This is a genomic window from Nocardioides ochotonae (assembly GCF_011420305.2).
Taxonomy (GTDB): Bacteria; Actinomycetota; Actinomycetes; order Propionibacteriales; family Nocardioidaceae; genus Nocardioides; species Nocardioides ochotonae.
The window spans coordinates 3,772,466-3,798,822 of the sequence record NZ_CP061769.1; the positions used below are offsets into that span (position 1 = coordinate 3,772,466).

24 protein-coding genes are annotated in these 26,357 nt (G+C 72.6%); 11 read left to right on the plus strand and 13 right to left on the minus strand.

Going from position 1 to position 26,357, the window contains the following annotated elements:
- Positions 1–8: 8 nt before the first annotated feature.
- A complete protein-coding gene (locus tag HBO46_RS18135; RefSeq protein WP_166134209.1) occupies positions 9–1,028 on the plus strand; it encodes a TIGR03617 family F420-dependent LLM class oxidoreductase in 1,020 nt (339 codons plus the stop codon).
- An 88-nt stretch (positions 1,029–1,116) separates the two neighbouring features.
- On the opposite strand, the gene HBO46_RS18140 is transcribed toward HBO46_RS18135, so the two are convergent.
- From HBO46_RS18140 to HBO46_RS18155, 4 genes are all read right to left on the minus strand, one after another.
- Positions 1,117–2,037 carry an LLM class flavin-dependent oxidoreductase gene (locus tag HBO46_RS18140; protein WP_207950230.1) on the minus strand — a complete coding sequence of 307 codons (921 nt, stop codon included), beginning with the start codon at positions 2,035–2,037 and terminating at the stop codon, positions 1,117–1,119.
- A gap of 16 nt (positions 2,038–2,053) precedes the next feature.
- The gene (locus tag HBO46_RS18145) at positions 2,054–3,379 is read right to left on the minus strand and encodes an MFS transporter (protein ID WP_166134211.1); all 1,326 of its coding nucleotides are present in this window, start codon (positions 3,377–3,379) and stop codon (positions 2,054–2,056) included.
- Positions 3,380–3,537: 158 nt separating this feature from the next.
- Positions 3,538–4,290, minus strand: coding sequence for an enoyl-CoA hydratase/isomerase family protein (locus HBO46_RS18150; RefSeq protein WP_166134213.1), 753 nt, complete (start codon positions 4,288–4,290; stop codon positions 3,538–3,540).
- A complete protein-coding gene (locus HBO46_RS18155; protein ID WP_166134215.1) occupies positions 4,290–5,468 on the minus strand; it encodes a thiolase family protein in 1,179 nt (392 codons plus the stop codon). Before HBO46_RS18155 ends, HBO46_RS18150 begins: the two co-directional genes overlap by 1 nt.
- 46 nt (positions 5,469–5,514) lie before the next feature.
- On the opposite strand from HBO46_RS18155, the gene HBO46_RS18160 reads away from it, so the two are divergent.
- The 4 genes from HBO46_RS18160 (at position 5,515) to HBO46_RS18175 (ending at position 10,719) form a co-directional block, all read left to right on the plus strand.
- Positions 5,515–6,018, plus strand: a complete 504-nt coding sequence (locus tag HBO46_RS18160) for a MarR family winged helix-turn-helix transcriptional regulator (protein WP_224769225.1) — start codon at positions 5,515–5,517, stop codon at positions 6,016–6,018.
- 128 nt (positions 6,019–6,146) lie between these two features.
- The gene (gene icmF, locus HBO46_RS18165; RefSeq protein WP_166134217.1) at positions 6,147–9,332 is read left to right on the plus strand and encodes a fused isobutyryl-CoA mutase/GTPase IcmF; all 3,186 of its coding nucleotides are present in this window, start codon (positions 6,147–6,149) and stop codon (positions 9,330–9,332) included.
- A 164-nt stretch (positions 9,333–9,496) separates the two neighbouring features.
- Positions 9,497–9,991 carry a thioesterase family protein gene (locus tag HBO46_RS18170; protein ID WP_166134219.1) on the plus strand — a complete coding sequence of 165 codons (495 nt, stop codon included), beginning with the start codon at positions 9,497–9,499 and terminating at the stop codon, positions 9,989–9,991.
- A gap of 23 nt (positions 9,992–10,014) precedes the next feature.
- A complete protein-coding gene (locus HBO46_RS18175) occupies positions 10,015–10,719 on the plus strand; it encodes a helical backbone metal receptor (protein WP_224769226.1) in 705 nt (234 codons plus the stop codon).
- A gap of 14 nt (positions 10,720–10,733) precedes the next feature.
- Here the strand turns inward: HBO46_RS18175 and HBO46_RS18180 are convergent, their stop codons facing one another.
- Positions 10,734–11,810, minus strand: coding sequence for an App1 family protein (locus HBO46_RS18180; protein WP_166134221.1), 1,077 nt, complete (start codon positions 11,808–11,810; stop codon positions 10,734–10,736).
- Positions 11,807–12,565 (minus strand): enoyl-CoA hydratase-related protein, encoded by a 759-nt coding sequence (locus tag HBO46_RS18185; protein ID WP_166134223.1) that lies wholly within the window; start codon positions 12,563–12,565, stop codon positions 11,807–11,809. Before HBO46_RS18185 ends, HBO46_RS18180 begins: the two co-directional genes overlap by 4 nt.
- Before the next feature lie 208 nt (positions 12,566–12,773).
- On the opposite strand from HBO46_RS18185, the gene HBO46_RS18190 reads away from it, so the two are divergent.
- Positions 12,774–14,303 (plus strand): hypothetical protein, encoded by a 1,530-nt coding sequence (locus tag HBO46_RS18190; protein WP_166134225.1) that lies wholly within the window; start codon positions 12,774–12,776, stop codon positions 14,301–14,303.
- On the opposite strand, the gene HBO46_RS18195 is transcribed toward HBO46_RS18190, so the two are convergent.
- The 7 genes from HBO46_RS18195 to HBO46_RS18225 all read right to left on the minus strand — a co-directional run bounded on the left by HBO46_RS18195 (position 14,265) and on the right by HBO46_RS18225 (position 20,103).
- Positions 14,265–14,594, minus strand: a complete 330-nt coding sequence (locus HBO46_RS18195) for a hypothetical protein (RefSeq protein ID WP_166134227.1) — start codon at positions 14,592–14,594, stop codon at positions 14,265–14,267. The genes HBO46_RS18190 and HBO46_RS18195 overlap by 39 nt on opposite strands.
- A 98-nt stretch (positions 14,595–14,692) precedes the next feature.
- Positions 14,693–16,435 carry a DUF4012 domain-containing protein gene (locus tag HBO46_RS18200; RefSeq protein WP_166134229.1) on the minus strand — a complete coding sequence of 581 codons (1,743 nt, stop codon included), beginning with the start codon at positions 16,433–16,435 and terminating at the stop codon, positions 14,693–14,695.
- Between the two features lie 101 nt (positions 16,436–16,536).
- The gene (locus HBO46_RS18205; protein WP_166134231.1) at positions 16,537–16,971 is read right to left on the minus strand and encodes a hypothetical protein; all 435 of its coding nucleotides are present in this window, start codon (positions 16,969–16,971) and stop codon (positions 16,537–16,539) included.
- A gap of 156 nt (positions 16,972–17,127) precedes the next feature.
- Positions 17,128–17,826 (minus strand): dihydrofolate reductase family protein, encoded by a 699-nt coding sequence (locus HBO46_RS18210; protein WP_166134233.1) that lies wholly within the window; start codon positions 17,824–17,826, stop codon positions 17,128–17,130.
- Entirely contained in the window at positions 17,814–18,314 is a 501-nt protein-coding gene (locus tag HBO46_RS18215; protein WP_166134235.1) for a class III extradiol ring-cleavage dioxygenase family protein, read from the minus strand. Before HBO46_RS18215 ends, HBO46_RS18210 begins: the two co-directional genes overlap by 13 nt.
- The gene (gene folP, locus HBO46_RS18220) at positions 18,311–19,174 is read right to left on the minus strand and encodes a dihydropteroate synthase (RefSeq protein ID WP_224769227.1); all 864 of its coding nucleotides are present in this window, start codon (positions 19,172–19,174) and stop codon (positions 18,311–18,313) included. Before folP ends, HBO46_RS18215 begins: the two co-directional genes overlap by 4 nt.
- A complete protein-coding gene (locus HBO46_RS18225; protein ID WP_166134238.1) occupies positions 19,171–20,103 on the minus strand; it encodes a glucosyl-3-phosphoglycerate synthase in 933 nt (310 codons plus the stop codon). Before HBO46_RS18225 ends, folP begins: the two co-directional genes overlap by 4 nt.
- A gap of 98 nt (positions 20,104–20,201) precedes the next feature.
- Here HBO46_RS18225 and galE point away from each other — a divergent pair, with 98 nt between their 5' ends.
- From galE to HBO46_RS18250, 5 genes are all read left to right on the plus strand, one after another.
- Positions 20,202–21,179, plus strand: coding sequence for a UDP-glucose 4-epimerase GalE (galE, locus tag HBO46_RS18230; protein WP_166134240.1), 978 nt, complete (start codon positions 20,202–20,204; stop codon positions 21,177–21,179).
- A 301-nt stretch (positions 21,180–21,480) separates the two neighbouring features.
- Positions 21,481–22,464: a GDP-mannose 4,6-dehydratase gene (gmd, locus tag HBO46_RS18235; protein ID WP_166134242.1), complete on the plus strand. Its 984-nt coding sequence runs from the start codon at positions 21,481–21,483 to the stop codon at positions 22,462–22,464.
- Positions 22,461–23,432 carry a GDP-mannose 4,6-dehydratase gene (locus tag HBO46_RS18240; RefSeq protein WP_224769228.1) on the plus strand — a complete coding sequence of 324 codons (972 nt, stop codon included), beginning with the start codon at positions 22,461–22,463 and terminating at the stop codon, positions 23,430–23,432. The genes gmd and HBO46_RS18240 overlap by 4 nt, the downstream gene beginning before the upstream one ends.
- Before the next feature lie 216 nt (positions 23,433–23,648).
- Positions 23,649–25,073: a sugar transferase gene (locus HBO46_RS18245; RefSeq protein ID WP_166134244.1), complete on the plus strand. Its 1,425-nt coding sequence runs from the start codon at positions 23,649–23,651 to the stop codon at positions 25,071–25,073.
- A 38-nt stretch (positions 25,074–25,111) separates the two neighbouring features.
- On the plus strand, positions 25,112–26,215 hold the full coding sequence (locus HBO46_RS18250) for a glycosyltransferase (RefSeq protein WP_191480171.1): 1,104 nt from the start codon (positions 25,112–25,114) through the stop codon (positions 26,213–26,215).
- The last annotated feature ends 142 nt before the right edge of the window (positions 26,216–26,357 follow it).

The following is a 26,357-nucleotide window of genomic DNA, read 5'->3' on the forward strand; positions in this document are numbered from 1 at the left end:
CTGCGGCCATGCTGCTCGACGTCCAGCTCGATGCCCGCCCCGACCAGGTGGCCACCCGCGCCCGTGAGCTCGCCGGGTGCGGGGTGGCCGGGCTGTTCACCTTCGAGGGCCCGCACGACGTGTTCCTGCCGCTCGGCGTCGCCGCGGCGACCGAGGGCGTGGGCGGCGAGGTCGACCTGATGACCAACGTCGCGATCGCGATGCCCCGCTCCCCCATGCACCTCGCGCACGCCGCCTGGGACCTGCAGCTGATGTCGGGCGGCCGCTTCCGCCTCGGCCTCGGCTCGCAGATCCGCCCCCACATCGAGAAGCGGTACGGCGCGACCTGGTCGCCGCCCGCGGCCCGGATGCGCGAGATCGTGGGCGCGGTCAAGGCGATCCTCACCTCCTGGCAGGACGGCACCCCGCTGGACTTCCGCGGCGAGCACACCCAGCACACCCTGATGCCGCCCACCTTCGTGCCCGGGTCGCTGCCGTGGGGGCCGCCGCCGGTGCTGCTCGGCGCGCTCGGGCCGCTGATGACGCGCACCGCCGCCGAGGTCGCCGACGGGCTGCTGGTGATGCCGTTCCACAGCCACCGCCACATCCGCGACCGCACCCTGCCCGCCGTCGCGGAGGGCCTCGCGCTCGCCGGTCGCGACCCGGCCGGCTTCGAGGTCCACCCGCAGGCGATCCTCGCGATGGGCCGCACCCCCGCCGAGCTGGCCGCCGCCACCGACGGGGTGCGCGCGCTGCTGGCCTTCTACGGCTCCACCCCCGCCTATCGCTCGGTGCTCGACATCGAGGGCTGGGGCGACGCCCAGCCGGAGCTCAACGAGCTGTCCAAGCGCGGGGACGTCGAGGCCATGATGGCGCTGGTCAGCGACGAGATGGTCGCGCGCCTCGGCGTACGAGGGACTCCGGAGGAGTGCGCCGCCGAGCTGCACCGCCGCTTCGGCGACGTGGCGGACCGGGTGTGCGGCTACTTCCCGGGTTACGACGCACCCCTCGAGCAGGTGCGGGAGCTGACGCGCGCGCTGGCGGGATGATCCGGGGACGGTCCGGATAGTCCGACACATGAGGGTCGTGAAACCCGCGTTCGACGACCCTCATGTGTCGGACTATCGGCGCGGAGGGCTAGACGGAGGGGGTAGTTCCCACCACCTCGGCCACTCGCTCCACCTGCGAGACCGCCGAGCCGGTGGGGATCAGCTGCACCTCGTCGGTGCCCAGGTCGGCGAAGGCGCGCAGCACGTCGGCGAGCTGGGCGGTGGTGCCGGCGAAGCCGGTGGTGGGCGCCATCGCGTCGACCAGCCCGGGCGGCAGCCAGTTCATGTAGTGGCGCAGGTGGCGGTGCACCTGGGCACGCGCCTCGCTCGCCCCGCCGGCCTCCTCGTCGAGGGCGAACCAGAACGACGTGGTCAGCCGCGGCGTACCCCGTCCGGCCTCGGCCCACGCCGTACGAGCCAGGTCGAAGAGCCGCCCGACCGCGGCCAGGTCGAGGTCGAGGGTGACGCCGGCGAGGCCGTCGGCCCAGCCCGCGGCGTGCCGGACGGTACGGCGACCCATCGTGCCGACGAGCACCTCCGGCCCGCCCGGGCGCACGACCGGCGGGCCCACCGGGCGGCGCGCGCCGGTGACGTCCTCGCCGGCCCACACCCGGCGCATCACCGCGACCCGGTCGGCCATCTGCTGCATGGTCTGGGTGGCCGGATCGGCACCAGCCGCGCGGTAGTCCTCCTCGCGCCCGCCGACCCCGACCCCGACGCTGAGCCGGCCGCCGGTGAGCTGGTCGGCGGTGGCCAGCGACTTCGCGAGCAGCACCGGGTCGTGCAGCTGGGTCACCAGCACCGTCGTGGCCACCTGGACCCGCGAGGTCCACGCCGCCACCGCGCCGAGCAGCGCGATCGTCTCGGGGTTGTCGAAGGCCATCCGCTCCCCGAAGCACACGGTCGAGAACGGCCCCTCGTCCACCGCCCGCGTCCACTCCTCGAGGGTGCGCGCGCCGTGCTGCCAGAGGTCCGGCTCCATCACCGGGAGCGTCATGCCGATCTGCATGGCGCCCATCGTGGCCTCAGACGGAGGCGCGCGCAGGCGTACGCCGCAGGTCGGGGGCCAGCAGCGCCACCCCGAGCAGCGGGAGCACCGCGAGCAGCGCGAAGCTGGCGCCGATCCCGATCACGTCGCCGAGGCCGCCGACCACCGCGGAGCCGACCGAGCCGCCGACCAGGAAGAACAGGGTGGCCACGCCGAGCGCGACGCCACGCACCGCCGGGTCCACCGCGGCGCCGACCGCCGCCATCAACGCCGGCTGGCCGAAGCTGAACGCCACCGTCACCGCCGCGATCGAGAGCCCGAGCAGCACCCCGGACGCGCCGCCGGCGCCGAGCGCGCCGAGCACCAGCGCGGCGCTCGCCCCGACCCCGGCGATCGCCAGCGCGCGCGGCGGGCCGATCCGGTTGAGCACCGGCCCGACCAGCTTGGGCGCCATCAGCGAGATCAGCGCGCTCGGCACCAGCAGCAGCCCGACCTGCCAGGCCGTCCAGCCCTCCGCGATCAGCAGCGCGGGGACGCCGACCAGCTGCGCGAACCACGCGGCGGGTACGGCGGCCGCCGCCAGCGCGCTGCGTACGACGGAGCCGTTGCGCACCACCGAGAGCGGCAGGAACCCGTGCGGTCGGCGCCGCACCTGCAGCGCGACCGCGGGGGCGCCGAGCGCCAGCAGGACCAGGCCGACCACCGCGATCAGCCAGCCGGTGGAGGGCGACTGCACCATCAGCACCAGCCCGGAGGCGGTGCCGGCGACCAGCACCGCGCCGAGGATGTCGAGGCTGGCCCCGCTGCCGCCGCCGGCCAGCGCGCGCCACAGGAACGGCAGCACCAGCACGCCCAGCACCGGCAGCGCCATCACCGCGCGCCAGCCGAAGGCGTGCTCGACCAGGCCGCCGGCGAGCGGGCCGAGGCAGCTGACCGCGCCGGCCATCCCGGCCAGCCGGCCGAGCGCGAGGCCGCGGATCGGGCCGTCGTACCGCGCGCTCACCGCGGCCACGCCGAGCGTCGGGATCGCCGCGGCACCGGCGCCCTGGAAGGCGCGGGCGACCACCAGCAGCTCGAAGCTGGGCGCGGCGGCGGCCAGCAGCGCGCCGGCGGTCATCAGACCGATACCGACGAGCAGCGGGATCCGCACCCCGACCAGGTCCGAGACCCGTCCGTAGACCGCGGTCGTCACCGCGAGGGTCAGCGCATAGACGGTGATCGTCCAGGTGGCCACGCCGGTGCCGACCCCGAGGTCCGGGCCGAGCAGCGGTACCGCCACCGACGCGGAGGACGACCCCATGCCGGCCAGGCCGAAGAGGAGGCCGAGCAGCAACGCCACCCGGCGGGAGTCGTCACCGCGCATGGTGGTCCTCAACCTCCGACGGGCCGGGGATGTTCCATCGAGTCCGGCGGCGATCCGGATAGTCCGCCACATGAGGGTCGTGAAAACCGCGTTCGACGACCCTCATGTGGCGGACTATCGGCTCGGGGCGGGAGCCGCGGCGCCCGCCCCGGGCAGCCCTACTTCTTGCCGAACCCCGCCAGCGCACCCTCGGCGTACGGCGTGGTGACCGCGGCCGCGATGGTGCGGGACTCCTCGGCGCCGGTCTCGGCGCGGGTCTGGGCCCAGGAGCCGCGGATCAGCCGGCGGGCCTGGCCGAGGGCGTGGGCGGGGCCGGCGGCGATGCCGACGGCGAGCTCGCGGGCGCGGGCGGCGGCGTCGGCCTCCACGACCTCGGTCACCATCCCCCACTCGCGCGCCTCGGTGCCCGACAGCACCCGGCCGGTGAGCGCGAGCTCGAGGGCGCGCTGCTGGCCGACCGCGCGGGGCAGCAGCCAGGAGACCCCGCAGTCGGGGGTGAGCCCGACGCCCGGGTAGGCGAAGACGACCTTGGTCGCCGCCTCGGCCACGACCACGTCGCAGCTCAGCATCACGCCGATCCCGGCACCGGCGACCGCGCCCTGCACCGCCCCGATGACCGGCTTGTCCAGCGCGGCCAGCGCCTGCAGCGCCCCGTCGAGGGCGTCGGCCAGCTCGAGGAGGTACGCCGCGCGGTCGGAGGCGGCCACCATCGTGGCCACGTCGCCGCCGGCGCAGAACCGCTTGCCGGCCCCGGTGACCAGCACCGCGCCCACCTCCGGGTCGGCACCCGCCCGCGCGACCGCCGAGGCCAGCGCGTGCGCGGTGGGCAGGTCGACGGCGTTGGAGGCCTCGGGCCGGTCCAGCCGGATCTCGGCGACCCCGTCGGCGACGGCGTAGCTGACGGTGCCCATCAGATCCTCCGGAACAGCGCGGCGAGCGCCTGGCCGCCACCGATGCACATGGTGACGATGCCGGTCTCGAGGTCGCGGCGCACCAGGTCCTTGGCCACGCGCACCGACAGGATCGCGCCGGTCGCGCCGACGGGGTGGCCGAGCGCGATCGCGCCGCCGTACGGGTTGACCTTGGCGGGGTCGAGCTTGGCGTCGCGGATCACCGCGACCGCCTGGGAGGCGAAGGCCTCGTTGAGCTCGATGGTGTCGATGTCGGCGGGGCTGAGCCCGGTCTTCTCGAACAGCGCCTGCAGCGCCAGCACGGGCGCGTAGCCCATGAGCTCGGGCTCCATCGCGGCGGTGGTGACCGCCTCCAGGGAGACCAGCGGGGTCAGGCCGCGCTCGCGGGCCGCGGTCTCGGTGGCGAGCACGACCGCCGCGCCGCCGTCGTTGATGCCGGAGGCGTTGCCGGCGGTGACGGTGCCGTCCTTGGTGAACGCCGCGCGCAGCCCGGCCAGCGTCTCCAGGGTGGTGTCGGGCTTGGGGTGCTGGTCCTCGGAGACCGTGAACGGGCGACGCCCGCCGACCTCGACCGGCGCGATCTCCTCGGCGAAGGCCGCCTTCGCCTCGGCGGTGGCCGCGCGGCGCTGGGACTCCAGCGCGAACTCGTCCTGCTCGAGCCGCGAGACGCCGTACTTGCTCGCGACGTTCTCCGCGGTCACGCCCATGTGGATGCCGTGGAACGGGTCGGTCAGCATCATCACGGTGCCGTCGACCAGCGAGCGGTCGCCGAGGCGGTAGCCGTTGCGCGCGCCGAAGTCGTAGAACGGCATCCGCGTCATCGACTCGTCGCCGCCGGCGAGGGTGATGTCGAGGTCGTTCCAGCGCATCTCCATCGCGGCCGACCAGATCGCCTGGAGGCCGGAGCCGCACAGCCGGTTGACGGTGTACGCCGGGACGTTGGTCGGCAGGCCGGCGGCGACGGCGACGCGGCGCGCGTTGTAGGCGTCCGGGCCGACCTGGCCGATGCAGCCCATGACCACCTCGCGCACGTCCTCGGGGGCCACCCCCGACCGCTCGAGCGCGGCCCGGGCCGCGGTGGCGCCGAGCTCGTGGGCAGGGACGTCCTTGAACACCCCGCCGAAGCTGCCCACCGGGGTGCGGGCGCCGTCGACGAGGACGATCTTCTCTTGGCTCATGGCCCGGATCCTAGGACGTCCAACTTCGAGGCCGTAGCCTGTCGCCGTGACCCCCGAGCGCGATCCCATCCGCGAGGCCCACGCGCAGTGGCGCCGCCACGGCTGGGAGGCCGCCGCCGACGGGATGGCGATGGTGACCTCGGTGGTACGGGTCCAGCAGCTGCTGATGGAGCGCATCGAGGGCGTGCTGCGCCCGCTGGGCCTGACCTTCGCGCGCTATGAGGTGTTGCGGCTGCTGTCGTTCGTGCAGCACGGCGCGATGCCGATGACCCGCCTCGGCTCGCTGCTCCAGGTGCACCCCACCAGCGTCACCAGCGCGGTGGAACGGCTGGTCAAGCAGGGGTACGTCGAGCGCCTGCGCCGCGAGGGCGACCGCCGCGTGGTCCTCGCCTCCATCACCGACGCCGGGCGCGAGGTGGTCGAGCGGGCCACCGCCGGCCTCAACGCCGACGTCTTCGAGGCGCCCGGCCTCCCCGGCCCCGACGTCGCCCGCCTCACCGACCTGCTCGGCGCGCTGCGCGCGGAGCTGGGCGACGAGGTCGGCGGGTAGTCCCCCGCGTCCCACGTCACATCCCAGCCACCGGGATCGGGGCCGAGCGCACCCCTTCCCCCCACTTGGTTGGATGTCCTAGCATCGATTCCTAGGACGTCCAACAAACCCCGAGCGAGGATCCCCTGATGGCCGAACAGCACCAGCCGCCGCGCAACCCGGTCCGCCTCGTCACGGCGAGCGCCCTGTTCGACGGCCACGACGCCTCGATCAACATCATGCGGCGGATCCTGCAGAGCCAGGGCTGCGAGGTGATCCACCTGGGCCACAACCGGTCGGTGCAGGAGGTCGTGGACGCCGCCCTGGAGGAGGACGCCCAGGGGGTCGCGGTGTCGTCGTACCAGGGCGGCCACGTGGAGTACTTCGAATACCTCGTGCAGTCCCTGCGCGAGCGCGGCGCCGAGCACGTCCGAGTCGTCGGCGGGGGCGGCGGGGTGATCGTGGCCGACGAGATCGCGCGGCTGCGCGAGTCCGGGGTCACCATCTTCTCCCCCGAGGACGGCCAGCGGATGGGCCTGGTCGGGATGATCGGCTCGGTCGTCGCCGACTGCGACATCGATCTGTGGGAGACCCGCCCGGTCACCGCGGCCGAGGTGCAGACCGGCGACCGGTTCGCGATCGCCCGGGCGATCACCGGCGCCGAGCTCGGCCGGCTCCCCGAGGCCGACCTCGAGCAGATCCGCGCGGCCGCCCGGGCCCGCGTCGTACCCGTCGTCGGCATCACCGGCACCGGCGGCTCGGGCAAGTCCAGCCTCACCGACGAGATCGTGCGCCGCTTCCGCGTCGACCAGGAGGACAAGCTGCGGATCGCGGTGATCGCCGTCGACCCGACCCGGCGCAGGGGCGGCGGCGCGCTGCTCGGCGACCGGATCCGCGCGAACTCCCTGGATGGGGACCGGATCTTCTTCCGCAGCCTCGCCACCCGCGGCGCCCACGAGGTGCCCGAGCACCTGCCCGACGTCATCGACGTGATGAAGGCGGCCGGCTTCGACCTGGTCATCGTGGAGACCCCCGGCATCGGCCAGGGCGACGCCGCGATCGTGCCGTTCGTGGACCTGGCGATGTATGTCATGACGCCCGAGTTCGGCGCCGCCTCGCAGCTGGAGAAGATCGACATGCTCGACTTCGCCAACGTCGTGGCGATCAACAAGTTCGAGCGCCGCGGCGCCCACGACGCGCTGCGCGACGTGGCCCGCCAGGTGATGCGCAACCGCGAGGCCTTCGACAAGTCCCCGGACCAGATGCCGGTCTTCGGCACCAGCGCGGCCACCTTCAACGACGACGGCGTCACCGCGCTCTACCAGCACCTGCGCGAGCTGCTCGCCGCCGCCGGCCTCGCGGTCACCGAGGGCACCCTGCCGCGCGTCGACGTGCGCCACTCCTCCGGCATCCGCCAGGTGGTGCCGCCCGAGCGGGTGCGCTACCTCGCCGAGATCACCGAGACCGTGCGCGACTACCACGCCCGCACCGAGGAGTACGCCGCGGCGGCCAGCCGCCTCCAACGCCTCGAGCTGGTGGCCGCCGAGCTGGCCGACGACGCCCAGGGCGGCGTACCCGCCCTGTTGGACGACGCCCGCAAGCAGCTCCCGCACGAGGTGGCCGACCAGATCGCCGCGTGGCCGGACGTCGTGGCGGCGTACTCCGGCGACGAGCAGGTGGTGAGGGTCCGCGACAAGGAGCTCACCACCCGACTGACCAAGGAGTCGCTGAGCGGCAACAAGATCCCGCGCGTCGCGCTGCCGGCGTACCGCGACCACGGCGAGCTGGTGCGGTTCTGGCGCCGGGAGAACCTGCCCGGGTTCTTCCCGTTCACCGCCGGCGTCTTCCCGTTCAAGCGCGACAACGAGGACCCGGCCCGGATGTTCGCCGGCGAGGGCGACCCGGCGCGCACCAACCGGCGCTTCAAGATCCTCTCCGAGGGCCAGCCCGCGACTCGGCTGTCCACGGCGTTCGACTCGGTGACGCTCTACGGCCGCGACCCCGACGAGCGCCCCGACATCTACGGCAAGGTCGGCACCTCCGGGGTCTCGGTGGCCACGCTGCAGGACATGAAGGACCTCTACGCCGGCTTCGACCTGCTCGCGCCGACCACCAGCGTCTCCATGACCATCAACGGCCCGGCGCCGACGGTGCTGGCGTTCTTCCTCAACACCGTCCTCGACCAGGCCGCCGAGGCCGGCATCGATGCGGCGACCGCGCTGCAGACCGTCCGCGGCACCGTGCAGGCCGACATCCTCAAGGAGGACCAGGGCCAGAACACCTGCCTGTTCTCCACCGAGTTCTCGCTGCGGATGATGGCCGACATCCAGGAGTGGTTCATCGAGCAGGAGGTCCGCAACTTCTACTCGGTGTCGATCTCCGGCTACCACATCGCCGAGGCCGGGGCGAACCCCATCAGCCAGCTCGCCTTCACCCTCGCCAACGGCTTCACCTACGTCGAGGCCTACCTCGCGCGTGGCATGGACATCGACGACTTCGCGCCCAACCTCTCCTTCTTCTTCTCCAACGGCATGGACCCGGAGTACTCCGTGATCGGCCGGGTCGCGCGCCGCATCTGGGCGGTCGCGATGAAGGAGAGGTACGGCGCCGGCGAGCGCTCGCAGAAGCTGAAGTACCACGTGCAGACGTCCGGGCGCTCCCTGCACGCCCAGGAGATGGACTTCAACGACATCCGCACCACGCTCCAGGCGCTGATCGCGATCTACGACAACGCCAACAGCCTGCACACCAACGCCTACGACGAGGCGGTCACCACCCCCACCGAGGACTCGGTACGCCGCGCACTGGCGATCCAGATGATCATCAACCGCGAGTGGGGCCTGGCGATGAACGAGAACCCGCTCCAGGGCTCCTTCATCATCGACGAGCTCACCGACCTGGTGGAGGCCGCGGTGCTCGCGGAGTTCGACCGGATCAACGAGCGCGGCGGCGTACTCGGCGCGATGGAGACCGGCTACCAGCGCGGTCGGATCCAGGACGAGTCGATGCTCTACGAGCACCGCAAGCACGACGGCTCGCTGCCGATCATCGGCGTCAACACCTTCCGCAAGCCCGACGCCGACGGCGGCACCCCGGTGCATGTCGAGCTGGCCCGCGCGACCTCCGCGGAGAAGGAGTCCCAGCTGCGCCGGGTGCAGGAGTTCCAGGCCGCACACCGCGAGGAGGCCGACGCCGCGCTGGCCCGCCTCAAGGAGGCCGCCGTCACCGGCGACAACGTGTTCGCCGTACTCATGGACGCCGCCCGGGTGTGCACCCTGGGCCAGGTGACCGAGGCGTTCTTCGAGGTGGGCGGGCAGTACCGGCGCAACGTGTGAGCCGGGGCTCCCGGGTCGTACGCCGGGGCCCCGGGCCGATAGTCCGACACACAGGGGTCGTCGATCGCCCGATTCACGACCCCTGTGTGTCGGACTACTCGACGGGGGCCCGGATCGGGACCCTCCCCACTCCCCCGGCAGACACGTCGGTACCCTGACCCCTCGTGACCACTGTGCCGTCCTATGACGAGATCACCAGCCTGACCGCCTATGCCGCCCAGCGGATCCCCGTGGCCTTCGAGGACATCAACGGCCACCTCAACATCCGCCACTACATCGGGATCGCGAGCGAGGGCCTCGACGAGTCGCTCGTCGAGGTCGGCGTGGCGACCGACTGGCGCCACACCCAGCTGGCGGTGTTCTCCGCCGAGCACCACCTGACCTACTTCACCGAGCTGCACACCGGCGACAACATCACCGTGCGCGTGCGCCTGCTGGGCCGCTCCGAGCGCGCCGTGCACGCGGTGATCTACCTGGTCGACGAGACCAACCAGCGCGTCGCCTACCAGCAGGAGGAGGTCTTCCTGCGCATCGACATGGCCACCCGCAAGACCGCCCCGTGGCCGGCCGAGGTCGCCGAGAAGATCGACGCCCGCATCGCCGAGACCGACGCCCTGTCCTGGAAGCCGGAGCTCTCCGGCGTCATCGGCCTGCGCTGACACCACCCGGACACGAGCCGGACGTGACTGCGGGCCGCGTCGTCTCGCTGGTGCCCTCGATCACCGAGGCACTGGCGGCGACGCGGCCCGAGTCGTTGGTGGGGGCGACCGACTGGTGCACCCACCCCGCCGACCTCGACGTCGCCCGGGTCCGCGGCACCAAGAACCCCGACCTCGCCGCGATCCTCGCGCTGGCCCCCGACGTGGTGGTGGCCAACAAGGAGGAGAACCGCGAGCTCGACGTACGCCGGCTGCGCGACGCCGGCGTCGACGTCTGGGTCAGCGAGATCGAGAGCGTGCCCGCGGCGTTCACGGCGTACGACGAGCTCTTCGACGACGTGCTCGGCTGGCCGCGCCCGGACTGGCTCGAGGAGGCCCGCGATCTGTGGGCCGGTCCGCCGCCGGAGGTGTCCCGCCGCGTGGCGATCGCGATCTGGCGCGACCCGTGGATGGTGGTCGGCTCGCGCACCTTCACCGGCGACCTGGCCCGCCGCCTGGGCCTGGCCAACGTCTTCGAGGGGCACCCCGACCGCTACCCGCGCGTCGAGCCGGGCGAGCTCGACGCCTGCGGGGCCGACGTGGTGCTGCTGCCCGACGAGCCCTACCTCTTCACCGCCGAGGACGGCCCCGAGGCGCTGGCGCTGCCGACCGAGCTGGTCAGCGGCCGGCTGCTCACCTGGTACGGCCCCTCGCTGATCGCCGCGCACGCCTCGCTGGCGCGCCCGTAGTCGAGCCGGAGTCCTCAGCCGCCGCCGCGCACCGCGGCCTCGACCGCGCGCACCTCGGAGGCGTCGAGCAGCCCGAGCCCGGCGGCGTGGTGGGCGACCGCCGCGGAGTCGGCGGCGACCACGAACGGCACGTCGTGCGCCCAGCCGTCGGTCACCTGCTCGACACGCCCGTCCTCGGGGTCCATGCGCACCTCTCGGATGTAGACGGCCGCGATCCGCCCGGGGTGGCGGCGCACCACCTCGGCGTAGATCTCCGGGTCGTGCTCACCGGAGTCGCCCACGAGCACGAAGCGCAGCCGCGGGTGCAGGCGCAGCACCTCCTCGATCCGGGCCAGCTTGTGCCCGCGCGAGCCGATGCGCCCGTCGCCGACGAGGTCGCGCAGCAGCAGCGGCCCGGCCGGGAAGCCGCGGTGGTCGAGGAAGTCGAGCAGGAAGTCGTGGAGGTTCCACGGGCTCGAGGAGACGTAGAAGAACGGGTTGCCCGGTCCCTCCAGCGCCCGGTAGAGCTCGGCGGCGCCCGCGAACGGCGTGCGGGTCAGCGCGGAGCCGGTGAGGGTCTGGCGCACCATCGACCAGGTGCGCTGCACCCCGGTCTGCAGGATCGTGTCGTCGACGTCGGAGATGATCCCGAGGCGCACCTGCGGCCCGGCCACCCGCACCTGCATGACGGCGCCCGCCGCCTCGATGCCGCGGTACGGCGCGGCGAGCGACACCCGCGCGTCGGTCCAGGGGGCGACCAGGTCACTGGCCTCGAGCTCGGCCTCGAAGTAGCCGTCGCGGTCGGTCGCGGTGGCGGTCTCCGCGGCGCCGATCCGCAGCCGCAGCGGCACGCCGGGCAGCTCGCGGGTGAGGAACCCCGCGGCGGTGCGGCGTACGGCGGCCCACACCGCCTCGCCCTCGATGGTCTCGGCCGGGGCGGGGTTGTCGAGCACCCGCCCGCGCAGGATCACCCGGCCGGCGCTGCCGTGGCCGATGTAGGCCACGATCCGGAAGTGCGCGGGGGTCTCCTCGCCGCGGCGCCGGTCGCGCAGGTGGTCCCAGCCACGCTCGAGGGTGGCCAGCAGGGCGCGGGCGCGGGAGGCGTCGCTCATCGGAAGGCCGGCTTCTCCTTGGCGAGGAACGCGCGCACGCCCTCGGCGAAGTCCGGCCCGGTGTAGACCTCGCGCAGCAGCACGTCGTCCTCGCGCGGGGACGCCTCGGCGACCCGGGCGCGGGCGAGCAGCTGGGCCTTGGTGGCGCGCAGGGTCACCCCGGAGGCGGCCCGGAGCCCGTCGAGGACCGTGTCCACCTCGGCGTCGAGGTCGTCGGTCACCGCGAGCAGCGCGCCCACGGCGTACGCACGGTCGGCGGCGAGCAGCCGCGAGGTCAGCAGCATCTCGCGGGTCAGGGACTCCCCGAAGACCGCAGCACAGCGGTAGACCACCGAGGCGGACAGCGCGTTGCCCAAGGTGCGGGCGATCGGGTAGCCGAAGCGGGACGCCGGGGTCGCGATCCGCAGGTCGCAGTGGGTGGCGACCGCGAGCCCGCCGCCCACGCAGACGCCGTCCACGGCCGCGATCGTGACCTGCGGGAGCGCGTGCAGGGCCTCGAGGAGCTCGCGGATCCAGTTCTCGTAGGCCACCGCGTCGGTGTCGAGGAAGTCGCTGATCTCGTTGCCGGCCGCGAACGCCTTGCCGCCGGCGCCGCGCAGCACCAGCGCGCGTACGTCGTCGGCGTCCTGCAGCTGCGCGCACAGCTCGCGCAGCTCGGCGTACATCGCCCGGGTGAAGGCGTTGCGGCGCTCGGGCCGGTGGAAGGTGACGGTGACGACGCCGTCGCCCCGCTCGATCAGCAGCTCGTCGCTCACGTCGGCGAGCGTACCGGGCCGACTCCGCCCGGCTCCGGCGCCCGTCGGCCGACCGCGACGGACTGCCCAGGAGCCACCCTTTGGGGGGATGAAAGGAACCAGGCGGCGCGTGCTACGTAAAATCTCGGCCATTCGGGACGCGCGGACCACCGCCGGCGACATCGTGCGACGTATGTCGCCACAACTCAGGGGGAATCGACCGCTCCGCATGGCCGCGCCGCTCACCGTCCTCGTGGACAAGACGCCGCTCCTCGGGCCCACGATCGACACCGGGATGCGGATCGGCTGGATGCTGCGGATGGCGCGCCTGGTCGCCGGCGAGGGCCGCTTCGACCGGCTCGAGGACATGGCGGCGGTCGTGGAGACCAACGTGACCGCGCTGCACCGCATCGAGACCGGCCAGGCCCGGCGCGGCGTGGTCGTCGACGCCTATGAGCGGGCGCTCGGGCTGCCCGCCGGGGCGCTGCGCGCACCGACCGACGTCATGTGCCGCCACTTCGGCAACGGACCGGTCGACCGGGACCCCGGACAGGTCGTCGACACCGCCGCGGGGCTCTCCGCGCTCACCGACCTGGTGCTCGACGGGGAGCCCGACGGCAGCGAGTGGCTGACCTGGGCCCGCGCGATGTCGCAGCCGTTCGCGCTGGGCCTCCCCCACCGCCTCGCGGTGCCCCTGGTCGGCCGGCTGGCGCGCGAGCTGGGCCGGTCCCAGGGGCGCGCCTACCCGATCCGGCACGAGGCGCTCGCGCTGCTGCGCCGCAGCGGCTACGGGCCGGTGGTCCTCGAGGCGGTGCAGGAGATCGTCAGCGACCCGCACGCCCAGATGGTCACCGGCGTCCTGAGCGTGCTCGCCGAGGATGCGAGCCCCGAGGCCGCCCTCTGGCTGGCCCAGCAGCTGCACGTGCCGCGCATGCAGCTCTTCGTCAGCGCGACGATCGCGCTGGAGAAGATGGCGCTGATCAGCCCCGACCCGGACTTCTGGGTGCCACTGGTGGACCTCATCGCCGCGGCGTACGAGAGCACCGAGCCGGGCACCCCGCACTGGGAGTGCCTCTCCCACCTGATGCGGCTGATCCCGCCGGAGGACCGCCGGCGGCTGGGCGACTGGCAGCCCCCGCATCCGCCGGCGCCGCTCGGGATCGAGACGCTGCGCTCGGCCTCGGAGCCCGAGAGCGGGGTCTGGCAGGAGTGCGTCGAGCGTGCCCGACGGGTCTGCCGCGAGGTCGGGATCGCCTATCAGCCGATGCTCGCCCGGCTGCTGTTCGACGCGGCGTTCGGCCCGTACGACGTGCGCGCGTATGCGACCTTCGCGCTGCTCTCGGGGCTGCCGACGATCACGGTGCCGCTGCACGAGCAGATCGCCGAGATCGCCACCCACCACCACGACCCGGGCGTCGTGCTGCGGGCCCGCGCCCGACTCTCGGGCTCCCGCCTCGGGTCGATCCCGCGCGCGGCGCGTGGCTGGGTCGACCACGAGAACCCCCAGCACCGCGAGGTCGGGATGATCCTGCTGGGCGCGGCCGGGGAGAAGCTCCCGGAGCCCCACACCGAGCGTGCGCTGCGCGGCGACCTCGCCGGCGCCAACGCCGCCCTTCAGGGCCTGGGGCTGGCCGGCGACCCCCGCCTGCGCGACATCGTCGCCGACGAGACCCACCCCGAGTTGGTCCGCCACAACGCCGCCTGGTGGCTGCGCGCGGGCTCACGGGTCGTGGACGACACCGACCACGTCGCCCGCTGACGGCTCGTCCCCGCGCGGCTGCCGGTCCAGGCCGAGCCCGAACCCGAGCTCGACGCGCAGCGGCGGATGACCGAACTCGTCGGCCGCAGCCCGCCACTCCTGACCGGCGAGCAGGATGCCCAGGCTGCCCACGAGCAGCTGCATGACGGCGGCGCGCGCGACGCTCGGCGAGGGATAGCGGCGGACGGTCCGGTACGCCTCGATGCCCCCCAGGCGCACCACCCCGACGAACCCCCAGGAGTCGGAGGCCTCGTCGGTCTCCACCTCGATCATCGTGGCGTCGTCGGTCATCGCAGTACCTCCCACGGCTACCGACCCCGGACGTGGTTTCGGTGGGAGCCTCACTATGACCGCTCAGCGGCGCCGCAAACCCCGAGGTTCGCCGCGACTCAGCAGGCGCTGCGCGCCACCGACGACTTCGCGCCGGACTGCACGCCCGGGGTCACCTGGATCTCGGTGTCCCCGGTCTGGTCGGCGCCCGACTTCATCGTCCAGCGGATGTTGCTCTCCTGGCCGGGCTCGAGGGCCAGCTGGAGCTCGGCGATCCTGCGCCCGTCCTGGTCGATCGCCGCGTCGTCGATCGACATCGCGTCGAGCTTGACGCCGGAGACCTCGCCGCCGGCCGGCGAGTAGAGCCGGACCATCAGGAACTGCGTGCCGGGGTCGGCGGGCGACGACCCCGCTCCGGTGATGTACGCCGGCAGCGACGCCGCGTCGTCCGGCGCGCTCGAGGAGACCCGCATGTGCCCGGTGTAGGCCTGGCGCCCGCCGCCGCAGTGGGTGGCGGTGACGCTCACGTCGTAGTCGAGGAAGTAGGACATCTTGCTCATCGTCAGGTCGTTGAGGGTGACCGTGACCTGCGGGTCGGCGGCGGCATCGGTGACGAACTCCCCGGCCACGTCACTGCCCGCCAGCGCCTGCTGCTCGTCCTCGGCGAAGGAGTGGACGTAGATCCGCCCCTCGTCGGCGCCCCGGGCCAGGCCGCTCATCAGCGCGCGGACGTCGCCGCGGCCCGAGGAGATCAGGTCGAACGTCGTGCGCGCGACCTCGCGGAAGAACTCGTCCTGCTCGGCGGGGTCCTCGTAGCGCAGGTAGACCTCGTGCAGCAGCTCGTCGACCACATTGTCGGCCGTGAGCTCGACGTCGCGCACGGTGACCGGGCCGGTCGCCTCGAGCACGTAGGACAGCGCGACCGGGTCGAGGGACACGATGCTGTCGATCGTCTCGGGCTGCTCGCGCTCCCAGCGGGCCTTGATCAGCTCCGCGGCGCGCGGGAAGTCGGGGGTCGAGGTCGCGTTGAGCATGAAGGTGCCGAGCAGCGGGCCGTAGAGCTGCTGCTCGGCCGGCGTCAGCGGCAGCACCGGCCGGTCCAGCTGGCGGAACGAGTTCGCCGCCACCTGGCGGACCAGCTCGATGCTGCCGTCCCGGGCGGTGGCCAGGGTGACCGCGCCGGGAAGTCCGCCAGTCGCGCGGATCTCGGCGTTGTTCTGGAAGACCAGCAGGTGGTTGCGGGGACCGTCGGCACCCAGCATCGTCGGCAGCACCTCGAGCGCGGTGTCGACCGAGGACAGCGCGTGGTCGGCGTCGCGGACGACCGCCGCGAGCTCGCGGTACTTGACCTTGAACCGGTCGACGTAGCCCGAGGGGTCCTCCTCCGCGAGCCGCGCCGATGCGGCGGACAGGGCCGCGGAGGCCCGCTTGACCGGGTCACGCAGCTCGAGGAGCGCCGCCACGTCGACGCGGGCGTCGCGCGGGGCCAGCTGGTCGAGGCCGTCGGAGGCCCTGACCATCGGCTCGACCCCGTCGGCGCCGAGGTCGCTCACGACCTCCGCGACGGCGCGGACGCCGCTGGCGTCGTCGCCGACGACCGGGAGCCAGGTCAGCGCCGTCCAGCCGAAGCCGTCGGTGCGGTCGCGCGCGGAGTCGCCCGCCGCGCGCAGGTCGTCGAGGGCGGACTCCAGGCGCGCGGAGTCACCGGCCTCGACGGCCACCTCGATCTCGTCGACCTTCTCGACCGCGACGTCGAGGTCGCCGTAGACCTGCCAGGCCTGCCACGCGCTCCACGCCCCCCAGGCCCCGATGAGCAGGAACACGGTCAGCAGGGGCCACAGCCAGGCCCGACGAGAACGCATGGCCGCCACCCTATGCATCATTCGCGCCCCCTCCGCACCGGTCCCGAAATGCAGCAGGACCCCGCGGCGTCGCCGCGGGGTCCTGCTGAGAAGTCTGAGGACTACTTCTTGTTCTTCTTCTTGGCCTTGACGTTGATCTTGGTCTTGCCCTGGGCGTTGCTGAAGCCCTTGGCACCCTTGAAGCTCACGCGCACCGTGTACGTGCCGGCGCGCTTGAGCTTGCCAAGGTTGACGTTGAAGTCCTTGGACTTGGTGACCTTGACGGTGATGGTCTTCTTGAAGCCCTTGGGTCCGGTGATCGTGACCTTGAGCGTGCCCTTGGCCTGGATGTTGCCAACGGTGCTGACCGGCACCTTCACCTTGACCGGCTTGTTGACCCGGACAGGCCCCTTCGGCTTCTTCGCCTGGACCTTCACCTTGACGCAGTCGTAGGTGCCAGGCTTGCAGTTGGCGGCCTGAGCCGGAGCGGAGGAAACCGCAACCAGGCCGGCGGTGGTCAGGATGGCCGCGAACAGGCCTGCGATGAGCTTCTTCATGTGTTCTCCCCGGTTTTCATGGCACTGGAGGGCGTGTGCCTAATAGGTCCGTACTACAGACCTAAGCACACCTTTTGGATGTGATGCACATCCGTCCCGCGATTTGACGCAGATCACACCAAGCGTTAATACCGGGGAACACTTAGTTACCCGGGATTAACTTTTGAGGCGTGGTGCCGGGGCGTCGTCGCCGGGGCCTCGCAGCCACCAGCGCCCGAGCAGCGTGCCGTCCTGCTCGAGCAGCAGCCGCGGCACCGCGCTCAGCCCCACGTGCGCGCCCTGGGTGATCCGGGGGCCGGCCCCGCCCACCAGCAGCGGGACGTACGTCGCGGCCAGCTCGTCGACCAGGCCTGCGGCCAGCAGGTCCGTCAGCAGGCGCGGGCCGCCCTCGCAGAGCAGGTGGCGCAGCCCGCGGGCGTGGAGGACGTCGACCACCGCGGCCAGATCCACCTCGTCGTCCCCGCAGACGAGCACCTGCTCGGCCCCCAGCAGGGCCGTCGCCTGGTCCAGCCCGGGAGCCCCTGCGCCGGTGGCCAGCAGCACCCGCCCCGGCCCGGCTGTGCGCAGGGTCGGCGGCACCGAGCCGCTGCGGCTGACCACCACGACCGGTGCCGCGGCAGGGCCGTACCCCTCGGCGCGGGCGGTGCCGGCGCCGACCAGCACCGCGTCGCAGGTGTCGCGCAGCAGGTCGAAGACCAGCTTGTCGGCGGCGTTGTTGATGCTGCCGCTGCGCCCGTCGGCGCCGGTGGCCGCGCCGTCGAGGCTGCTCACCATGTTGGCGCGCAGCCAGGGCAGCCGCGGCGGGGCGTAGTGCTCCTCCAGCGACGCGTCCGGGTCGCCGATCAGGACCCGCACGTCCACCTCATCACCCACCACTGCACGCCGTACGGCGCGGCGTCGTGGTCGACGCTGACCTCGGCGCCCGGCTCGAGCAGTCCGGCGAGCGCAGGGATCCCGCCCAGGCGCGCCCAGAGCTCGTCGGCCAGGGAGAGGTCCAGTCCGCCCAGGTCCCCGCGGAGCAGCGCGGCCCCGAGGGCCACGTCGAAGGCGAGCGCGCGCTCGTCGAGGTGGCCGGGGGCCTTCTCGCTGCGGGTGGCGCTGCCGTTGCCGACGACCAGCACCGTCCGGTCGGCGTCCGGGGCCCGCTCGGTGACCCCGGCGGCGGCGAGGAGCGCGTCGGCGACCCGCCGGCCCTGGTCGTCGGCCAGCACCTCGTCGGGCACGCCCAGCCAGGCCACCGCGGCCAGGCAGGCGGCGCGCAGCTCGGGCACCGGGTCGATGAGCGAGGCGTGCTCGGGCAGCAGCGCGAGGGTGCCGGGCACCAGCACGATCCGGGTGGTCATGCCAGCCCCCGGATGGCGCGCGCCGGCGGGCGGCGCCCGGCGATCGAGGAGACCATGTCGACGGTCTGCCGGGTCTCCACGACCTCGTGGACGCGGTAGATCCGGGCGCCGGCGAGGGCGCAGACGGCGGTCGCGGCGAGGGTGCCGACCAGCCGCTCGCCGACCGGCAGGTCGAGGGTCTCGCCGACGAAGTCCTTGTTGGACAGCGAGACCAGCACCGGCCAGCCGGTCGCGACCATCTCGCCGAGCCGGTGGGTGAGCTCGAGGGAGTGGCGGGTGTTCTTGCCGAAGTCGTGGGCGGGGTCGATCACGATCGACTCCCGCGCCACCCCGGCGGCCAGCGCGCGCTCGGCGTAGGCGCAGGTGTCGTCGATCGCGGCGCGCACCACGTCGTCGTACTCCACCCGGAACGGGCGGGTGCGGGGGCGGGCGCCGCCGGTGTGGGTGCAGATGATCGCCGCGCCGTGCTGGGCGGCCACGTCGACCAGCTCGGGGTCCGCGCCACCCCAGGCGTCGTTGAGCACGTCGGCGCCGGCGGCACAGACGGCGTCGCCGACCGAGGCGCGCCAGGTGTCCACCGAGATGACCAGCGACGGGTAGGCCTCGCGCACCCGGGCCACGAAGTCGACGACGCGCGAGCGCTCCTCGGCGGCGTCGATCTCCACGCCGGGGGCGGCCTTGATGCCGCCGATGTCGACGATCTCGGCACCTTGGGCGACGACCGTCGCGACCCGCTCGAACGCCTTGTCCTCGGCCCAGGTGGCGCCGCGGTCGTAGAAGGAGTCGGGGGTGCGGTTGACGATCGCCATCATCAAGGTGGCGTCGTCGGTGAAGTCGTGGCGTCGTAGTCGCAGGGTCACGGGGCCTCCAGCAGCGGGGCGGCGGGCGGTCGCTCGGTCACCGGCACCTCGCGCACGGCCGGCACCGCCCCGGGCAGGAACTGGGTGAGCGGGATCGTCGCCGCGTGGTGGCTGTGCGAGGAGCGGGCCCAGCCGGCGGTGAGGATCTGGGTGGCCATCGCACCGAGGTCGTGCAGACCCTGGTGGGAGTGCGAGCGGGTGCCGAGGTCGACCTGGGCGATCGCGTCGAGGTCGTGGGTACGCCAGGTGTCGATGAGCGCGGCCAGCTCGACGGCATAGCCGGTCGGCACCGACAGCGAGGCGAAGTGGTCGCGGCGCACCGCCCACTCCCCCGCCAGCGGCTGCACCAGCCCGGCCAGTGGCGGGAACAGCAGCGCGATCAGCGGGCGGGCGACGAGCTCGGTCACCCGGCCCCCGGCGTACGGCGTGGACGCGCCGGTCGCCTCGTCGAGGCCGGGGCGGGCGTAGAAGCCCTTGACCAGCTGCACCTCCGGACGGGTGAGCAGCGGGCCGAGCAGGCCGGGCACGAAGTGGGTGTCCCAGTCGAGCAGGTCGGCGTCCATGAACACGAGGACGTCGCCGGTGGTGACGAACAGCGACTTCCACATCGCCTCGCCCTTGCCGGGCCGGGTGCCGAGGTCGGGACGGATCTCCGCGGCCCGGTGCACGGCCGCGCCGGCGTCGGCGGCCACGGCGAAGGTGTGGTCGGTGGAGTCGGAGTCGATGACCACGATCTCGTCGACGAGCGCGCCGGTGTCGCCGAGCGGGGCGACCAGCGCGTCGCGCACCCGGGCGACGACCTCGCCCACCGTCTTCTCCTCGTTGCGCGCCGGCACGACCAGGCTGACCCGCTGCTCGCCCTTGGCGGCGAGCAGCGCGGGGAGCGTCCACTCGTCCCAACGGTGGGTGTTGCGCGCGGACCAGCTCACCCGGCGAGGGTAGCGACGTGGCGGGCGGGGTGGCGGACGGGGCGGCGCCCGATCCGGCCGCTATCGTGACCGGTCCGCGATCGAGAGGACGAACACACATGAGCTGGCTGGTCACTGGGGGTGCGGGCTACATCGGCTCGCACGTCGTGCGCGCCTTCCGCGAGGCCGGCATCGCGCCGGTGGTCGTGGACGACCTGTCCTCGGGGGTGGCCTCGTTCGTCCCCGACGACGTGCCGTTCCTGCGCGCCTCGATCCTCGACACCGAGGCGGTGACCGCCTTCCTGCGCGAGCACAAGGTCGAGGGCGTCGTGCACCTGGCCGGCTTCAAGTACGCCGGTGTCTCGGTCACCCGCCCGCTGCACACCTACGAGCAGAACGTCACCGGCACGGTGCACCTGCTCCAGGCGATGGAGGCCGCCGGGGTCGAGCAGATGGTGTTCTCCTCCTCCGCCGCGACGTTCGGCACCCCCGACGTCGACCTGGTGACCGAGCAGACCCCGACCGCCCCGGAGTCGCCGTACGGCGAGTCCAAGCTGATCGGCGAGTGGATCCTGCGCGACGCCGAGCGGGCCTACGGACTGCGCCACACCTCGCTGCGCTACTTCAACGTGGTCGGCTCGGGCTCCCCGGAGCTCTTCGACACCAGCCCCCACAACCTGTTCCCGCTGGTCTTCGAGGCGCTGTTCCACGGCCGCACGCCGAAGATCTTCGGCGACGACTACGCGACCCCCGACGGCACCTGCGTGCGCGACTACGTGCACGTGCAGGACCTGGCGACCTCCCACGTCGCGGCCGCGCGCCGCCTCGCTGCCGGCGAGCCCGTCGAGCGGGTCTACAACCTGGGCAGCGGCCACGGGGCGTCGGTGCGCGAGATCATGGACGCGATCCGCGACGTCACCGGCATCGACTTCACCCCCGAGGTGCAGCCGCGCCGCCCCGGCGACCCGGCCCGGATCGTCGCGACCGGCGAGCTCGCCGCGCGCGACCTCGACTGGGTGATGCGCCACGACCTGCGGGCGATGGTCGCCAGCGCCTGGGAGGCCCGCCAGGCGGCGGGCGACGCCTACCCCAATTGAGGTAGATCCCGCGTCGGTTCGACAAGAACCCTCGACGCCCGTCCCGGCTGGCACATCCTGTGCGCGAGCCACGGGAGGGCCACATGGGGGGACAAGACCGCTGCACACGCTGCGGGCACGACGTACGACACCGGCTGGGGGCGGGCGACCGACTGCGCGGGCTGCTGCCGGGGGCCCGCCCGCCCCGGGTGCCGTGCGGGGAGCCGACCGACCACGGCTGGGCGTGCCAGTGCCGCAGCCGCTTCCACGCCGCCTGAGCACAGCGTCCGAGCAGGTCCGCGCCAACTGGCATGATCCGCCCATGCCCACCGCGCTCATCACCGGGATCACCGGCCAGGACGGCCTCTACCTCGCCGAGCTGCTGCTCGCGAAGGGGTACGACGTCCACGGTGTCATCCGCGGCCAGAACAACCCGAAGCGCGAGCTGGTGGAGAGCCTGCTGCCGGACGTGCGCCTGCACCACGGCGACCTCACCGACACCTCGAGCCTGCTGCGCGCGCTGCGCGACTCCGCGCCCGACGAGGTCTACAACCTCGGCGCGGTGTCGTTCGTGGCCTACTCGTGGGAGAACGCGCAGCTGACCACCGACGTGACCGCCAAGGGCGTGCTCAACATGCTCGAGGCGGTGCGGCTGCACACCGGGGACGACCCGGCGCACATCCGCTTCTACCAGGCCTCGAGCTCGGAGATGTTCGGCAAGGTCCAGGAGACCCCGCAGCACGAGCGCACCCTGCTGTGGCCCCGCTCGCCGTACGGCGTGAGCAAGGTGTTCGGGCACTACATGACCATCAACTACCGCGAGTCCTACGGCATGCACGCCAGCTCGGGGATCCTGTTCAACCACGAGTCCCCGCGCCGCGGCCCCGAGTTCGTCACCCGCAAGATCAGCCGCGCGGTGGCCCGGATCAAGCTCGGCATGCAGGACGAGCTGGTGATGGGCAACCTCGACGCCGAGCGCGACTGGGGCTACGCCGGCGACTACGTCGAGGCGATGTGGCTGATGCTCCAGCAGGAGGTCGCCGACGACTACGTGATCGCGACCGGGGAGACCCACTCGATCCGCGACTTCCTCGACCTCGCCTTCGCCCACGTCGGTATCGCCGACTGGACGCCCTACGTGCGCCAGGACCCGCGGTTCATGCGCCCCGCCGAGGTCGACACGCTGGTCGGCGACGCGGCCAAGGCCCACGAGGTGCTGGGCTGGAAGCCGAGCGTCACGTTCCCCGAGCTGGTCGCCCTGATGGTGGAGGCCGACCTCGCCGCCGCGCGCGAGGGGTGGAAGTGACAGGTCGGACCGCGATGCGGGCGCTGATCACCGGCGTCGGCGGCCAGGACGGCAGCTACCTCGCCGAGCGTTTGGTCGCGGAGGGACTGGAGGTGCACGCGCTGGTGCACCCCGACGAACCCCTCCCGGAGCGGCCCGGCGTCACCCTGCACGCCTGCGACGTGGCCGACACCGCGCGCACCCGCGCCCTGGTGCGGGACCTGGTGCCCGACGAGCTCTACAACCTCGCCGCGATCAGCTCGGTGGCGCGATCCTGGAGCGAGCCGGACCTGGTGGCCCGGGTGAACGGACTCGCGGTCGCCGGGCTGCTGGAGTCGGCGTGGCTGGCCCAGGAGGCGAGCGGGCGCCCGGTGCGGTTCGTCCAGGCCTCGAGCGCGGAGATCTTCGGCGCGCCGTGCCGTTCCCCCCAGGACGAGTCGACGCCGATCCGCCCGGTCAACCCGTACGGCGCCGCCAAGGCCTACGCCCACCACCTGGTGGGGGTCTACCGCGAGCGCGGGCTGCACGCCTCCGGCCTGGTGCTCTACAACCATGAGTCGCCGCGCCGCCCGGTGCAGTTCGTGACCCGCAAGATCACCTCGACCGTCGCCGCGATCGCGCAGGGCCGCGCCGACGTGCTCCGGCTCGGCAACCTGGCCGCCCGCCGCGACTGGGGGTGGGCCCCCGACTACGTCGACGCCATGGTGCGCAGCGCGCGCGCCGGGCACGCCGACGACTACGTCGTGGCGACGGGGGAGAGCCACTCGGTGCGCGACCTGGTGGCCGTGGCGTTCGCGCACGTCGGGATCGACGACTGGGAGCGGTTCGTCGAGGTCGACCAGGCGCTCGTGCGCCCCACCGACGCCGCCGACCTCGTCGGCGACTCCTCCCGGATCCGCGCGGCCCTCGGCTGGTGCCCCACCGCGACGTTCCACGACGTCGTCACCCGCTTGGTCGCCGCCGACCTTGACACCTGGGAGGGCAGCTGAGCGCTCGGCGCCCACGTCGGCGCTATCGGCATGCACATCTCCCACCTTGAGGTGATCCATCACCCACTTGACGAGATATTTGTGCGTACCCGTGTGAAAGCGGTGACAATGGCCGAGGACTTGCCTGACGGGGGCACCAACGGGGATACGGCGTTCGAGGAACGCCAGCGGGAGCATTAAGTGACGGTTTTGTCCGAGCAGCAGAAGACGCGTGTCGTGAGCGCCTCGCCCAGCCGGGCGCTCCGTTACCTGCCGGCCACCGCGCTGGCCATCGACTTGGTGATCGTGGCGGCGGTCACCACGCTGGCCGCTCTCGGCCGCGAGCGGCTGGGGATCTTCGACACCGCGGCCGACGTGTCCGGGAGCCTGGCCGTGGTCGGCCCGGTGATGGTCATCGGCTGGGTGGCGGTGATCGCCCTCTCCGGCGGCTACGAGAAGCCGCTCTTCGGCGCCGGGACCGACGAATACAAGCGGGTCCTCAACGCCACCCTCGCGACCGGAGGTCTCCTCGGGGTCGGCTGCTACCTGGCCCGCTTCGACCTGAGCCGCGGGTTCTTCCTGCTCGCCTTCGCCCTCGGCGTCCCCGCCCTCCTCCTGGGCCGGTTCGCGCTGCGGCGCGCGCTGCACGGCGCCCGGCGCCGCGGCGCGCTGCGCCACCGGGTGCTGATCGCCGGCTCGCCGTCCCACGTCGACGAGGTGGCCAACGTGTTGCGCCGCGAGCCGTGGCTCGGCTACCAGGTGGTCGGCTGCCTGACGCCGGCCTACGACCTGTCCGAGGAGACCGAACTCGGTGTCCCCGTGCTCGGCAACTCCGACGAGGCGACGTCGATGGTGCTCGAGTCCGGCGCCGACGTCATCTTCTTCGCCGGCGGGGCGCTCGGCTCCGCCAACCAGATGCGTCAGGTGGTCTGGGACCTTGAGCACCACGATGTGCAGGTCGTCGTCGCGCCCCACGTCACCGACATCTCCAGCGAGCGGGTCAACGTCCGCCCGGTGGGAGGCCTGCCGCTCATGCACATCGACCCCCCGGCCTGGAGCGACGCGTCCCGCTGGGCGAAGCGCACCTTCGACGTCATCGGCTCGGCGTGCCTGATCGCGATGCTGAGCCCGATCTTCGCCATCGCCGCCCTGCAGATCAAGCTCTTCGACAAGGGCCCCGTGCTGTTCCGCCAGACCCGCATCGGCCGCGACGGCAGCGAGTTCGGCTGCTTCAAGTTCCGCACCATGGTGGTCAACGCCGAGGCGATGGTGGCGAAGCTCCAGCAAGAGGTCGGGCAGAGCGCGCTTCTCTTCAAGATGAAGGACGACCCCCGGATCACCAAGCCGGGCAAGTGGATGCGCCGTCTCTCGGTCGACGAGCTCCCCCAGCTCTTCAACGTCTTCAAGGGCGACATGAGCCTGGTCGGCCCGCGCCCGCAGGTCGCCCGCGAGGTCGCGCTCTACGACAACGCGATGAGCCGGCGCCTGCACGTGCGTCCCGGCATGACGGGCCTGTGGCAGGTCTCGGGCCGCAACGACCTCACCGCCGAGGAGGCCATCCGCCTCGACCTCTACTACGTCGACAACTGGTCGATGGTGCAGGACCTCTCGATCCTGGCGCGCACCGTTAGCGCGGTCTTCAGCAGCCGCGGCGCCTACTAATTCGACTCACCTCGTCCGACACTGCAGAAGGAATTATCTTGCCCGGCCTACTGGTGCACGAGTGGATCTCGACACATGGTGGTTCTGAGAACGTCCTCGAGGTCATGGCCTCGGCGTATCCAGATCAGCCCATCGCCGCCCTCTGGAAAGACGAGCCCTCCCGGTTCCCCGACAGTCGGGTACAGCAGTCTTGGTTGGCAAAGCGCCCAGCGCTGCGCCAAAGAAAGTTCCTCGCTCTCCCGTTCATGCCGCTCGTGTGGCGCCGCATGGATCTCAGCCAGTACGACTCGCTCTTGGTCAGCTCCCACGCCTTCGCGCATCAGATCGCGTCGAACCCCACGGCGCCCGCGAAGGCGCACATCTACGTCCACACGCCCGCGCGGTACGTCTGGGAACCCTCGCTCGATGCCCGCAAGGACTCGCCCCTGCTCCTACCGGCACGAGCAGCCCTGCGCTCAATGGACCGCCGCCTGACGAGCCAGACGGCCGAGATCGCCGCGAACTCGCAGTTCGTGGCCGAGCGCATCATGGCCGCGTGGGGTCGCGAAGCCCGAGTGATCCACCCGCCGGCAGACGTGAGCGCTATTCAAGGCAGCGGCCCATGGGCGGAGCAGGTAACAGGGGAAGAGACACGCACGTTGGCCGCCCTCCCCGATCGGTTCGTGCTCGGCGCGTCACGGTTCGTGCGGTACAAACGACTCGACCTTGCCGTCCGCGTAGGCGAACTCCTCGGTCTCCCTGTCGTACTTGCTGGCAGCGGCGAGGACCAGGCATTCCTGGAGGACGTCGCATCGAAGGCATCCGTTCCAATCCACTTCGTGCATAGGCCGTCCGACGAGCTGCTCCGCGCGCTCATGGAGAGCGCCAGCCTCTTCGTGTTCCCCCCAATCGAGGACTTCGGGATCATGCCCGTCGAAGCAGCTGCCCTCGGCACTCCATCGCTGGTGAACCGCATAGGCGGCGCAAAGGAGAGCGTGGAGAAGTTGGATGGTGGCGCCGCTGTCGACTTCTCCGATGCAACTGAGGTCCGCCAGTACGCCGAAAAGGTGATGGCGGATGACTACTCAGACCTCGGAGTCCGTGCTCGCCACTTCAGCAACGAGCGGTTCGTCGCCGAGATCCGCGAGTGGCGCGGCGAGTAGGTGCGTGACCCGAGTCCACCTAGCCGGTCCGACCGATGCAGCTGAGGCCGGTCAACCGGCCAGCGAAGATCGGCACCTCGGCCCGGCCTGAACGTCGAAGCCCCCGCCCGGCAGTGCCGGACGGGGGCTTCGACGTAGCGTG

Coding starts and splice junctions, on each gene's coding strand:
- HBO46_RS18135 (WP_166134209.1), top strand. CDS start 9: ATGCTGCTCGACGTCCAGCTCGATGCCCGCCCCGACCAGGTGGCCACC.
- HBO46_RS18140 (WP_207950230.1), bottom strand. CDS start 2,037: ATGCAGATCGGCATGACGCTCCCGGTGATGGAGCCGGACCTCTGGCAG.
- HBO46_RS18145 (WP_166134211.1), bottom strand. CDS start 3,379: ATGCGCGGTGACGACTCCCGCCGGGTGGCGTTGCTGCTCGGCCTCCTC.
- HBO46_RS18150 (WP_166134213.1), bottom strand. CDS start 4,290: ATGGGCACCGTCAGCTACGCCGTCGCCGACGGGGTCGCCGAGATCCGG.
- HBO46_RS18155 (WP_166134215.1), bottom strand. CDS start 5,468: ATGAGCCAAGAGAAGATCGTCCTCGTCGACGGCGCCCGCACCCCGGTG.
- icmF (WP_166134217.1), top strand. CDS start 6,147: ATGGCCGAACAGCACCAGCCGCCGCGCAACCCGGTCCGCCTCGTCACG.
- HBO46_RS18180 (WP_166134221.1), bottom strand. CDS start 11,810: ATGAGCGACGCCTCCCGCGCCCGCGCCCTGCTGGCCACCCTCGAGCGT.
- HBO46_RS18190 (WP_166134225.1), top strand. CDS start 12,774: ATGGCCGCGCCGCTCACCGTCCTCGTGGACAAGACGCCGCTCCTCGGG.
- HBO46_RS18195 (WP_166134227.1), bottom strand. CDS start 14,594: ATGACCGACGACGCCACGATGATCGAGGTGGAGACCGACGAGGCCTCC.
- HBO46_RS18200 (WP_166134229.1), bottom strand. CDS start 16,435: ATGCGTTCTCGTCGGGCCTGGCTGTGGCCCCTGCTGACCGTGTTCCTG.
- HBO46_RS18205 (WP_166134231.1), bottom strand. CDS start 16,971: ATGAAGAAGCTCATCGCAGGCCTGTTCGCGGCCATCCTGACCACCGCC.
- HBO46_RS18215 (WP_166134235.1), bottom strand. CDS start 18,314: ATGACCACCCGGATCGTGCTGGTGCCCGGCACCCTCGCGCTGCTGCCC.
- galE (WP_166134240.1), top strand. CDS start 20,202: ATGAGCTGGCTGGTCACTGGGGGTGCGGGCTACATCGGCTCGCACGTC.
- gmd (WP_166134242.1), top strand. CDS start 21,481: ATGCCCACCGCGCTCATCACCGGGATCACCGGCCAGGACGGCCTCTAC.